Origin of the sequence: Acinetobacter gyllenbergii CIP 110306 = MTCC 11365, from assembly GCF_000413855.1 — a bacterium.
In the GTDB taxonomy this organism is placed as follows: domain Bacteria; phylum Pseudomonadota; class Gammaproteobacteria; order Pseudomonadales; family Moraxellaceae; genus Acinetobacter; species Acinetobacter gyllenbergii.
This window is the reverse complement of the sequence record NZ_ATGG01000005.1, coordinates 23,434-35,613: the sequence shown is the minus strand read 5'-3', so window position 1 is coordinate 35,613 and position 12,180 is coordinate 23,434. Positions and strand designations below refer to the sequence as shown.

The window sequence follows — 12,180 nt, the reverse complement described above, 5'->3', positions numbered from 1 at the left end:
GCTGTAATCTCGTTGCGTTCTTTTAACTATTGTTTTCATTACACTCTCCAAATTTAAGTTTAGAAAGTGTCAACCTTATCTAGGACGGGACAGACTTAAAATAAAAGCCTCCGAAGAGGCTTTTATTTAATTTCTCAATTACTTAGAACCTTTAATCCCAGCTTGTAATAACAACGCACCTAAACCACCAATTTTTTGCTCTTGTGGTTTTTCAGATTTTGGTTTGTGATGTTGCGGACGTTTATCACCATCTTTACGTGGTGGACGTTGACCTTGAGGTTTACGCTCAGAACGTTCGGCACGATCTTGTTGTGGACGTTGTTGAGAACGTGCCGCTTTGGCTGGTGCAGAACCTTCTGCACGCATACTCAAATTCACACGATTTCGCTCTACATCCACTTGCATCACACGCACTTGTACGATTTGGCCTGGTTTCACCACTTTATGTGGATCAGACACAAATTCATTAGCAAGTTCAGAAATATGTACTAAACCATCTTGGTGTACACCCACATCGACGAAGGCACCAAAGTTGGTCACATTGGTCACAACACCTTCAAGCTGCATGCCTTCGGTGAGTTGAGCAACCTCAGTAATGTCTTCACGGAATTTTGCAGTGCGGAACTCAGGACGTGGATCACGACCCGGCTTTTCCAATTCAGCGAGCACGTCTTGAATGGTGGGTAGACCAAATTTATCGTCCACAAATTCATCCGCTTTAACTTGGCGAATAATTTCGGTGTTGCCGATAATGTCTTTCACTGTTGTCGCTTTTGCTGCAACAATTTTTTCTACCAAACCATAACTTTCTGGGTGAACAGCAGAAGCATCTAATGGCTCTGAACCATTTTGTACACGCAAGAAGCCCGCAGACTGTTCAAAAGTACGCTCGCCGAAACGTGGCACTTTTTTCAATGATTGACGGTTGTCGAAACGACCATTTTCTTTACGGTATTCCACAATTTGCTGTGCAATCGACTTATTCAGACCCGCAATATAGGCCAAGATCGCTGGTGACGCTGTATTTACATCAACACCCACCGCGTTCACACAGTCTTCCACCACGGCATCCAGTGTTTTTGCTAAGCCCGTTTGGTTGACGTCGTGTTGATATTGACCTACACCAATCGATTTTGGATCGATTTTCACCAGTTCAGCCAATGGATCTTGTAAACGGCGTGCAATTGATACTGCACCACGAATTGAGACATCAAGTTCAGGAAGCTCTTGTGAAGCCAATTCACTTGCCGAGTAAACTGATGCACCTGCTTCACTGACAGTAATACGGGTCAGTTTTAGGTCAGTATTTTCTGCCATCATTTCAGCAACAACCGCTTCTGTTTCACGGCTTGCTGTTCCGTTGCCAATCGCAATAAGTTCCACGTGGAACTCCCGGCATAAACGCGCAAGTTCTGCAATCGAGCCTGCTTTATCTTCTTTCGGAGCAAATGGATAAATGGTGCTATGTGCCAATACATCACCTGCATCACTGACCACAGCAAGCTTCACACCGGTACGGATACCCGGGTCAACCCCTAATGTGGTACGGCTGCCTGCAGGTGCAGAAAGCAATAAATGACGTAGATTTTCAGCAAATACATCCATCGCTTCAGCTTCAGCAGCCAAACGCTTGTCTGTTAATAATGAATGTTCGATCTGCGGACGAATCTTGCCTAACCAGAACAATTTAGCCGTTTGCTTCAAATAATCCTGACGGCTTTGTGGTTGAATTTGTTCAAGATTATATTCTGTCTCAATACGAGCTAAGGGCGCATCATCTTCGCCATCTACTTTCAAGCCCAATACATTTTCTTGACGACCACGTAGCATCGCCAATAAACGATGTGATGGTACCTTATTGAGATTTTCAGAAAACTCAAAATAATCACGGAACTTTTTGCCAACTTCTTTTTTCTCATCAGAAGCAACCGCACTTTTCAATACGGCAGTTTTAGCAAAAGTTTGTTTTAATTCAGTAGTTAATCCGATATTTTGTGCCCAGTCATCAATCAAGATATGCTGAATCGCATCCAGCTGGCTTTCTACATCTGGGTAGTCTTCATGACTAAAGCCCGCTAAAGCTTCAGTTGGGTCCACTTGATCTGCAATAATTTTTTCAGCAACAACCCCGAGGCCTGCTTCTTTTGCTTTAAATGATTTGCTGGTCCGTTTTGGACGGTATGGCGCGTAAATTTCTTCTAATGCATTCTTGGTGTCTGCTGCATTAACGCGTGCTAATAAATCATCGCTTAATTTATCTTGTTCTTGTAAAGATTGGATCACCTTCTCACGACGCTCGTATAAATCACGTAAATAAGTTAAACGTGTATCGAGTTGACGTAATTGCGTATCGTCTAAGCCTTGCGTGACTTCTTTACGGTAACGTGCAATAAAAGGAACGCTAGCACCTTCATCAATTAAACGAATAGCAGCTTCTACTTGGTTTGGACGTACGGCAAGTTCATTTGCCAACTGCTGAACTAAGTCAGTCATCGTGATTGATTCCACAAGGGTTAAGTCTAAAAGCACTGATTATAAAGTTCATGGCTATAAAATCCACCATTGTTTTTTTGAATATTGTGAGAGTAGTTTATGCAAATCTCGAAATGTTTCTAAAATACCAAGATTTTTTCGCCTAAATATTGAAAAATAGATTGATTGTCATCATTTTGCCTGTATATATTTGGTATCTATCTCTTGATTTTATTGGCAATATTTGTTGCTTTATAACATAGCCAAAACTGTGCAATGAATCGTATACTCAAAGTTGTATTGATATTTCACAATCGCATTGCATAAAGACGATGACAATAAACGATAAAGGAGCACATCATGAGTTTAGTTGTACCTGCCGAATCGACGGAAACTGTGCACCATGAGACAGACCGAGTCGAACGCATCTTAGTGGTCGATGACGATGTGCGCTTGCGTACGCTATTACAACGCTTTTTGGAAGACAAAGGCTTTGTGGTAAAAACTGCCCATGATGCAACCCAAATGGACCGTTTACTGCAACGCGAACTGTTCTCGCTTATCGTGCTTGATTTTATGCTTCCAGTTGAAGACGGTTTAAGCATTTGCCGTCGTCTACGTCAATCCAATATTGATACACCAATTATCATGTTGACTGCACGTGGTAGTGACTCTGACCGTATTGCGGGTCTGGAAGCGGGTGCCGATGACTATTTACCAAAACCATTTAACCCAAATGAATTACTGGCGCGTATTCGCGCAGTATTACGTCGTCAAGTACGTGAAGTGCCAGGCGCTCCAAGTCAGCAAGTGGAAGTGGTCAGCTTTGGTCCATGGTCTTTAGATCTTTCTACCCGCACCTTAACCCGTGAAGGTCAAGTCGTTACTTTAACGACAGGTGAATTTGCCGTATTAAAAGCACTGGTTCAACATCCACGTGAACCATTAACACGAGACAAGCTAATGAATTTAGCACGTGGACGTGAATGGGGTGCAATGGAACGTTCGATTGATGTACAAGTCTCTCGTTTGCGCCGTTTAATTGAGGATAACCCTGCCCGTGCCCGCTATATCCAAACGGTATGGGGTGTGGGCTACGTTTTTGTTCCAGATGGCGCTGAATAAGCTTAGGAAATAAAACGTTGAAACTTGAACCAATTGATCCACAAGAGTTTACGGACTTTTCGACTTATTCAGAAAGGCCTAGAACCAAATGGGAACGTTTTTTAGATAAAATTAAACCGCGTTCCGCCGCTATGCGCACCACCATTCTGGTGCTGTTCATGGTGTTCTTTAGCCTGTTTATGTCCTTGTGGTTCTTTTGGCGAACACTTTATCTACCTGAATTACAACAACATGCCCGCTATCTCGCGATTGAATTAGAACTGGTCAACAATCCAGATATCCGTATTCTGCATCGCGATAGTGAAGTCGATGTCGATACATGGTTAAAAAATCGTATTGGCATCGAATATGTAACCGATCCAAAAGAATTTCCTAAAGTCGAAGATAAGTTCTTAGCGGAACTGTTTACCAATCAGATTGAATCCAAACTGGCCAAAGAACTGGGCGTAGAAAACGTCACAGTTTATTTTAAATTTAAACCAATCCCACGAATTTGGATTCAAACACCCGAAATGAACGGGAACTGGGTCAGAGAACCATTAAAAACCTATACCAACTATAGCGTCGAACTGATCGCGGGATGGTTATTTGGTGTTCCTATCGTATCCTCCATCATTATTTTAATTTTGGTTCGACAAATGAATCGACCTTTGCGTCGTTTACAAAATACAGCCAACAATTATAGTAAAACAGGTAAAGCCCCGTATCTTGATACCAATCACGGGCCACTTGAAATTCGACAAGTGAATCAGGCCTTTAATCACATGGTGTATACGCTTGAGCAAACCGAACGTGATCGTCAGATTATGCTGGCAGGGATTTCACACGACTTGCGTACACCTCTGACCCGTATCCGTCTGACCGCAGAAATGCTGCCTGATGAGTTTTTCCGTGAAGGGCTGATCTACGATGTCGATGACATGGATGCAATTCTGAATCAGTTCATTTCCTATATGCGGGATGGTTCGGATGAAGAACTCACAGAAACCAACCTGAATACCCTGCTACAAGAACTGGTGGTGCAATTCAAACCACTGGATATTCGCTTTCAGGCACAAGAGCTCCCTATCATTGCTGCTCGTAGTTTGTCCTTAAAACGCCTGATTGCCAATTTAATTAACAATGCCAAACGCTATGGTGCAGAACCGATTGAATTGTCTGCTAGTCATGTCGACGAGCACATCTTAATTACGGTTGCCGATCATGGCGAAGGGATTCCTCCCGATCAAGTGGAAGAGTTAATGCAACCTTTCGTGCGTGGTAATTCAGCGCGAACAATTCAAGGCAGTGGTTTAGGCTTAGCGATTGTGAAACGGATTGTCGATATTCACCAGGGACAGATTAGCATCCGTAACCGCGAGCAGGGCGGCTTGGAAGTGGTGATTTCCCTACCCATTTCCACAACACCAAGTGACGAACCCCAAAATAATGCCATCGACAAAATCAAACAGACGCTAACAGGGCATTTTTAAAATTGCCTAATGAGCATCCTTGCACAGTCTAGTCATAACTCTTCGACTAAAGTCTTCAGTCCCAGCAATACAGGATTGAGCGCTTGAGTTCGATTTTATACGGATTCAAACCAAACCATTGCCCTGTTCTGAAGTTTCTTTCCTGTATAAATTCAAGCAAATATCACACAGAAAATAAGCAACCGAAAAGCAGATGAATAAAGCGTATGCAGCTGTATTAGACCTTAGCCTTATTTCAATTCACTTTTCATGTTTTAGCGCTAAAATCCATAGCCAATGAAAAGCAATATTGAGAATGGATGATGTCTTTAAGTCGTATTCGTCTTGCAGCACTGCATGACAAAGTGATGAGTGCAGAGCAGGCAGCTCAGTTTATTAAAAATGATATGACGGTTGGCATGAGCGGTTTTACCCGTGCTGGCGAAGCCAAAGCTGTTCCACAAGCATTGGTTGAGCAAGCCAAAAAAAATCCGTTAAAAATCACATTAATTACCGGTGCGAGCCTCGGCAACGACTTAGACAAACAATTGACAGAAGCCGGTGTGCTTGCACGTCGTATGCCATTCCAAGTCGACAATACCTTACGTCGTGCCATCAACAATGGCGAAGTGATGTTTATCGACCAGCATTTGTCTGAAACCGTTGAGCAAATGCGTAACCAGCAACTAAAACGTCCTGATGTTGCGGTGATTGAAGCGGTTGCCATTACCGAGGATGGTCATATCGTACCAACCACCTCTGTCGGTAACTCTGCCAGCTTTGCGATTTTTGCAGAAAAAGTCATTGTCGAAATCAATACATCTTTGAGTGAAAACTTTGAAGGTTTACACGATATCTATATTCCGACTTATCGCCCTACCCGTACGCCATTGCCTTTGACACAAGTGGATGACCGTATTGGTTCAACCGCGATTCCAATTGATCCTGCAAAAATCGTAGGGATCGTCTTCAATGACACGGCAGATTCACCATCAACGGTGACTGCACCAGATGCTGAGACTCAAGGCATTGCCAACCACTTGATCAAATTCTTTGAACAGGAAGTGGCTGCAGGTCGTTTAGCGAAAAACTTAGGCCCATTACAGGCAGGCATTGGTTCAATTGCGAATGCTGTTTTAACAGGACTTAAAGATTCGAATTTTGAAGACTTGGTCATGTACTCGGAAGTGCTACAAGACTGTACTTTTGAGTTGATTGATGCCGGCAAGATGAAGTTTGCTTCGGGTAGCTCAATCACCTTATCAGCACAATGTGGCGAGCGTGTATTTGGCAATCTTGAACACTACAAAGACAAATTGGTACTTCGCCCACAAGAGATTTCAAACCACCCAGAACTGGTGCGTCGTTTAGGTATTATCGGGATTAACACTGCGCTTGAGTTTGATATCTACGGTAACGTCAATTCGACCCATGTATGTGGAACCAAAATGATGAATGGTATCGGCGGTTCAGGTGACTTTGCCCGTAATGCACACCTTGCGATCTTCGTAACCAAATCCATTGCCAAAGGTGGTGATATTTCATCAATCGTGCCAATGGTCAGCCATGTCGACCATAACGAACATGATGTCGACATCTTGGTCACAGAAGTTGGTTTGGCTGATCTTCGTGGTTTAGCGCCACGTGAACGTGCCCGCGTCATTATCGACAACTGTGTACATCCACTTTATCAAGGTGCGCTCAACGATTACTTTGACCGTGCTTGTGCACGTGGTGGCCATACCCCGCATATTCTTCGTGAAGCCTTGTCTTGGCATGCCAACTTTGAAGAAACAGGTCATATGTTAGCGCCAGCGGCTGTGGCCAAATCTGCTTAACGCTCGGCTCCCATCCAAATAAAAAGCATGTTCCGACATGCTTTTTTTATTTTTCCTATTCTGATGCAGCTAAGCGCCCCACTCTGAGCAAAATTGGAAAAGTGACTCCAATGGATTGCTGCTGTTGTAAAAGGCCCTCTAAGCTCAGCAATGGACTCTTATGCTGTTGATCTTGGTAATGCTTCACCGCAGACCAAGTATTTAAATAATCCCACAATTGCGGCCCTGTCCAGCTTAACTCGATCTGAAATTGCGGCATGCTGATTTCCTCAAAAGGAAATGGGATCGTTTGATAAAGCTCATCAATATAACGTCGTTCCGCATCCCAAAAGCCCTTTAAAGTATGATGATAGAGCTGATCGATTCGCTGATTTAGATCTGTATCATCCAACTGGATTAAGCCATAACCAATCACTGCAAAAATACCGTCTGCTTTCAGCGTTCGCCTCACTTCTGCATAGAATTTTTCAAAATCAAACCAGTGAATCGCTTGGGCAACGGTAATTAAATCAAAATACTGATCTGGAAATATGGGGTGCTCTGCGGCTTGTTGTAAATACTGTACATTGGCGAAGACTGGAGCCTGATCTAATTGATTTTGACTGAGGTCCGTTGCAACCACTTGCTGAAAATAGGGAGCGATCAGTTGAGTTAACTGTCCCGAACCTGCCCCACAATCCCATGCGCAAGCAAAACCATTCAGTTGCTTGACCAAGCTATGGATCAACGAGTGTGGATAGGTCGGCCGTGCTTGTTGATAAAGTTTACTGTGTGCCGAAAATAAATCCTTCATATGGGTTTATTCTTCAATTTTTCTACTTGTCATCAATATAACAAAATATTGAAGCAATAAAAAAAGCCCCAAACTTTCGTTTGAGGCTTTTTGAATATGGTGGCGAGACCCAGGATCGAACTGGGGACACACGGATTTTCAATCCGTTGCTCTACCTACTGAGCTATCACGCCGATGGGGTGTATTAAGCCGTATCTCAGCTGAATAGTCAATAATTATCATGAGCTTTTGATTTGAATGCACATTTTTCACGCAATCAATTTTAAGGCAAAAAAAATCCCTGATGGGATCAGGGATTGAAAATACAAATTTATGGTGGCGAGACCCAGGATCGAACTGGGGACACACGGATTTTCAATCCGTTGCTCTACCTACTGAGCTATCACGCCAAAGTGGGCGTATTAAACAATGTTTGTCTAAGCCCGTCAAGCAAATTTGTGGATTTTTCTCTTAAACGTTTAATTTTACTACAAAGCAGTCACCTAAAACTTAGATTTTGCCAAGATGTGATAAACAGCGATGGATGGCCCCACACCCCGGTTCAAACTGTTTAACCCCTTGTTCTTCTTCCATCCGGCACACCTCTTCAACCAAGCGTTCAGCGACCCCACGCCCACGATTGGCTGGGTGTACCACAATATATTCCAAAACACGGCTTTCACCTTGTCCTGTCGCCCAAATTGCACCTATAATTTTGGTGTTAAATTCAGCAGTATAAACTGTGGTATATTGCTGTAGATTTTGTTCAAGTTGTTCCATTGCATCTTGCCCATCGCCAAACTCTGGGCTGGTATCGTAAAGTCGCTCTAGCTGAGTACGAATTCCTAGATTATCCAGAGAACTGTAAGCATGTACGGTAATAGGCATTGATTAACCCTCCTGAGCAAACTATGATGCTGTCACTTTTTCGTCACAGCGAAACTATTGGTTTTTAATTCAATCATTTTTGACGTTTTTTGAGGAACGTGTCCATGACGCAACGTATCAGTGAAGTGGTAAGAAATACCAACGAAACAAAAATTCGAGTTCGTCTCAATCTCGATGGTACTGGTCAAGGCACACTCAACACTGGAGTTCCATTTTTAGACCATATGATTGATCAAATCAAGCGCCATGGTCTATTTGATATCGACATTCATTGCGATGGTGACCTAGAAATTGATGACCATCACACGGTCGAAGACTGTGGAATCACCTTGGGACAAGCCTTTGCGCAAGCACTCGGTGATAAAAAAGGCTTACGTCGTTATGGGCATTTTTATGCACCATTAGATGAAGCACTGTCTCGTGTTGTGGTTGATCTGTCTGGTCGTCCGGGCCTGTTTATGGATATTCCATATACACGTGCTCGCATCGGAACCTTTGATGTCGATTTATTTTCAGAGTTCTTCCAAGGTTTTGTCAATCATGCGCTGATGACACTGCATATTGATAACCTGAAAGGCAAAAATAGTCACCACCAGATTGAAAGTGTGTTTAAAGCTTTAGCACGTGCATTACGTATGGCTTGTGAAATTGACCCACGTGCAGAAAACACCATCGCTTCAACCAAAGGTAGTTTGTAATGACCCGTATTGCTTTACTTGATTATGGCATGGGCAATCTACACTCTGCGGCGAAAGCGCTAGAGCATGTCGGTGCAACAGTTGATGTCACCAATGACCCGAAACTGATTGCCAAAGCCGATAAAATTGTTTTCCCAGGTGTAGGGGCGATGCGTGACTGCATGCAAGGTATGCATGAAGCTGGAATTGATGAGGTAGTCCGTCAGGCTGCATTCAATAAGCCTGTGCTGGCGATTTGTGTCGGTATGCAAGCCCTCCTACAAAGTTCGGAAGAAAATGGCGGTGTGGCTGCATTGGGTATTTTTGATGGTGTAGTGAAACACTTTCCTGAAATTCCTCATTTAAAAGTACCGCACATGGGTTGGAATCAAGTACATCAACTTGATCCAAGTCATCCCATGTGGAATAACATTGAGCAAGATGCACGTTTCTATTTTGTGCACAGCTATTATGTTGAACCAAAAGATTCAGCAGTCACTGCGGCAACGTGTGATTATGGCGTAAATTTCTGTACCGCAATTCATAAAGACAATTTGTTTGCAACTCAGTTCCATCCTGAAAAAAGTCATACCGCTGGTTTACAGTTGTTAAAGAACTTTGTGGAATGGAATATTTAAGCAGCCGTCGATGCAGATCAAGTTTCACGTTATGACTTGATCTGCAACTGATAAAATAAATTAAGCTTTAATTTAGAAAATTTTTCTTTATTATTCTAATGCATACATTTTTCAAATTTTACAACACCCATAAAAACACTTAGATAGGAATAACAATGACTTCATCAACTCAAACCGTGGATCACCCACTGAGCCCCAAAGGTCGCTTTGGCCGACTATCCTATGCTGCTTGGACATTTTTAAGTAGTATTATTTTCTTTATTATTTTCTTCGCACTTGCCCTGTCATCAGGACTATTTACAGCAGGTAGTCCGCAAGAACCTAACTTTCCAATCTTCCTCATTCTCGTAGTGGCAATTGTATATATTGGGTTTATTTATCTATCTTTTATTTTTACAATCCGTCGCTTACATGATCGAAATCAAAGTGGCTGGTTATCCCTGCTCATGATTGTGCCTTTAGCAAATTTATTTCTTATGATTTATCTATTTTGTGCTAAAGGAACAGATGGAGAAAATAACTTTGGTCTGGCGCGAATAACATCTGATTGGGAAAAAGTCTTAGGCTGGATTTATATCATTATCATCCCGCTTGCTTTTATTTTCGGTATTTTGGCAGCAATTTCGATACCTGCTTATCAAGACTATGTACAAAGAAGCCAGCACATTCAAATGGAACAGCAGAATTAAGGCTTACTCGTAAAAAAAGCCAAGTGTTGTGACTTGGCTTTTTTATTTCAATAAAACCCTTTAAGCTCAATCAAACGCTTTGAGCTTTTAATGCAAATGGATACGCCTCAACACACTCCTCCTTTAAGCAAAGAATACATTCGTGCATTACCTGCATTTCAAAACCTTGCCACAGCGCATATCTTGGTGATCCAAACGCTTGAGCAATGTAAAGCAATTCAAGCTGAACTTACATCTATTCAAGTCTTTGGCTTCGATACAGAATCTAAACCGACCTTCAAAGTTGGTGAGCAATCGACTGGTCCTCACCTGATCCAACTGGCCACACCAAACCAAGCTTATCTGTTCCAAGTCAGCTCTGAAATTTTAGACTTCCTCAAACCAATCCTTGAAAATGAACAACAACTCAAAGTTGGCTTTGGATTAAAAAATGATACCCATATCTTCCGTCGCATAGGTATTCAGTGTAATGCAATGATTGACCTATCCAAGAGCTTTACAAGTTTTGGTTATCGTAGCCAAGTCGGAATTCAAACAGCAATCGCGCTGCTTTTTCAGCGTTATTTTGCCAAAAGTAAAAAAATCAGTACTTCAAACTGGTCTGTTCAACATCTCAGCCCACAACAAATCAATTATGCCGCAGCAGATGCCTATGCCGCACTGCTTTGCTTCGAGCAACTGTATCAGCAACAATTACTCACAACCCAATTATTGCAACAAATCAGCAGAATACTGCAAGGTTCAGCAGACAAGGCTTAGCGATTGACCAATATTTTGCTAAGATGTAGCCAATTTAAACTCTATGATGATGCAAGGAGCGAAAGCATGCTAATCATCCCAGCAATTGACCTGAAAGATGGTAAATGTGTCCGTTTAAAACAAGGACGTATGGAAGACGATACCGTTTTCTCTGAAGACCCTGTGGCAACTGCACAACATTGGGTGGATGAAGGCGCACGTCGTTTACATTTGGTCGATTTAAATGGTGCTTTCGCAGGTACGCCTATTCATAAACCTGTGGTTGAAGCGATTGCGCGTGCACAACCTGAGCTTCCAATTCAAATTGGGGGTGGTATCCGTTCACTTGAAACCATCGAACACTATTTGGAAGCGGGCGTTTCTTTCGTGATTATTGGCACCAAAGCCGTGAAAGAGCCTGAATTTGTTGAAGAAGCATGCAAACGCTTCGCGGGTCATATCATTGTGGGGATTGATGCGATCAATGGCATGGTTGCGACTGATGGTTGGGCCAATGTGACTGATGTAAAAGCGACTGACCTTGCTAAACGTTTTGCTGATGCTGGCGTATCGAGTATTGTGTATACCGATATTGCGCGTGATGGCATGATGCAAGGTGTAAACGTTGAACAAACCGTGAACTTGGCCAACTATTCTGGTCTGCCTGTGATTGCTTCTGGCGGTGTCACCAATTTGGACGATGTACGTAACCTCAAAGACAAAAAAGGGATTTTGGGTGCGATTACAGGTCGTGCTATCTATGAAGGTACTTTAAGTCTTCGTGAAGCACAATTATTGCTAGACCAGCAATCACTCTAATCGTTTCAGGCTCTAGTTATTGTAACAATCGCTAGAGCTTTATCCCCTTGGGTGCTATGCTAGCACCAGTTCA

At 42.7% G+C, this 12,180-nt stretch carries 11 protein-coding genes and 2 tRNA genes; 8 read left to right on the top strand and 5 right to left on the bottom strand.

All coding sequences use genetic code 11. From position 1 onward, the window contains the following. Nucleotides 1–138 precede the first annotated feature (138 nt). Nucleotides 139–2,493 (bottom strand): Tex family protein, encoded by a 2,355-nt coding sequence (locus F957_RS18810; protein ID WP_016542935.1) that lies wholly within the window; start codon nucleotides 2,491–2,493, stop codon nucleotides 139–141. A 339-nt stretch (nucleotides 2,494–2,832) separates the two neighbouring features. On the opposite strand from F957_RS18810, the gene ompR reads away from it, so the two are divergent. The 3 genes from ompR (at nucleotide 2,833) to F957_RS18825 (ending at nucleotide 6,886) form a co-directional block, all read left to right on the top strand. Beyond that, on the top strand, nucleotides 2,833–3,597 hold the full coding sequence (ompR, locus tag F957_RS18815) for an osmolarity response regulator transcription factor OmpR (protein ID WP_004657337.1): 765 nt from the start codon (nucleotides 2,833–2,835) through the stop codon (nucleotides 3,595–3,597). A gap of 17 nt (nucleotides 3,598–3,614) precedes the next feature. After that, nucleotides 3,615–5,069, top strand: a complete 1,455-nt coding sequence (locus tag F957_RS18820; protein ID WP_016542936.1) for an ATP-binding protein — start codon at nucleotides 3,615–3,617, stop codon at nucleotides 5,067–5,069. 302 nt (nucleotides 5,070–5,371) lie between these two features. Further along, a complete protein-coding gene (locus tag F957_RS18825) occupies nucleotides 5,372–6,886 on the top strand; it encodes an acetyl-CoA hydrolase/transferase family protein (RefSeq protein WP_016660112.1) in 1,515 nt (504 codons plus the stop codon). Between the two features lie 55 nt (nucleotides 6,887–6,941). Here the strand turns inward: F957_RS18825 and F957_RS18830 are convergent, their stop codons facing one another. From F957_RS18830 to F957_RS18845, 4 genes are all read right to left on the bottom strand, one after another. Next, entirely contained in the window at nucleotides 6,942–7,679 is a 738-nt protein-coding gene (locus F957_RS18830) for a class I SAM-dependent methyltransferase (protein ID WP_016542938.1), read from the bottom strand. A gap of 97 nt (nucleotides 7,680–7,776) precedes the next feature. After that, nucleotides 7,777–7,852 (bottom strand) — tRNA-Phe (locus tag F957_RS18835). 140 nt (nucleotides 7,853–7,992) lie between these two features. Further along, nucleotides 7,993–8,068, bottom strand: a tRNA-Phe gene (locus F957_RS18840). Between the two features lie 100 nt (nucleotides 8,069–8,168). After that, nucleotides 8,169–8,546 (bottom strand): GNAT family N-acetyltransferase, encoded by a 378-nt coding sequence (locus F957_RS18845; protein ID WP_004657331.1) that lies wholly within the window; start codon nucleotides 8,544–8,546, stop codon nucleotides 8,169–8,171. Between the two features lie 104 nt (nucleotides 8,547–8,650). On the opposite strand from F957_RS18845, the gene hisB reads away from it, so the two are divergent. The 5 genes from hisB (at nucleotide 8,651) to hisA (ending at nucleotide 12,107) form a co-directional block, all read left to right on the top strand. Next, the gene (gene hisB / locus F957_RS18850) at nucleotides 8,651–9,244 is read left to right on the top strand and encodes an imidazoleglycerol-phosphate dehydratase HisB (protein ID WP_004803817.1); all 594 of its coding nucleotides are present in this window, start codon (nucleotides 8,651–8,653) and stop codon (nucleotides 9,242–9,244) included. Next, nucleotides 9,244–9,861, top strand: coding sequence for an imidazole glycerol phosphate synthase subunit HisH (gene hisH, locus F957_RS18855; protein WP_016542939.1), 618 nt, complete (start codon nucleotides 9,244–9,246; stop codon nucleotides 9,859–9,861). The genes hisB and hisH overlap by 1 nt, the downstream gene beginning before the upstream one ends. Nucleotides 9,862–10,016: 155 nt before the next feature. Then, nucleotides 10,017–10,550: a DUF805 domain-containing protein gene (locus tag F957_RS18860; protein ID WP_016542940.1), complete on the top strand. Its 534-nt coding sequence runs from the start codon at nucleotides 10,017–10,019 to the stop codon at nucleotides 10,548–10,550. Between the two features lie 90 nt (nucleotides 10,551–10,640). Beyond that, entirely contained in the window at nucleotides 10,641–11,309 is a 669-nt protein-coding gene (locus F957_RS18865; RefSeq protein ID WP_016542941.1) for a 3'-5' exonuclease, read from the top strand. A 66-nt stretch (nucleotides 11,310–11,375) separates the two neighbouring features. Then, entirely contained in the window at nucleotides 11,376–12,107 is a 732-nt protein-coding gene (hisA, locus tag F957_RS18870; protein WP_004803807.1) for a 1-(5-phosphoribosyl)-5-[(5-phosphoribosylamino)methylideneamino]imidazole-4-carboxamide isomerase, read from the top strand. Nucleotides 12,108–12,180 lie beyond the last annotated feature (73 nt).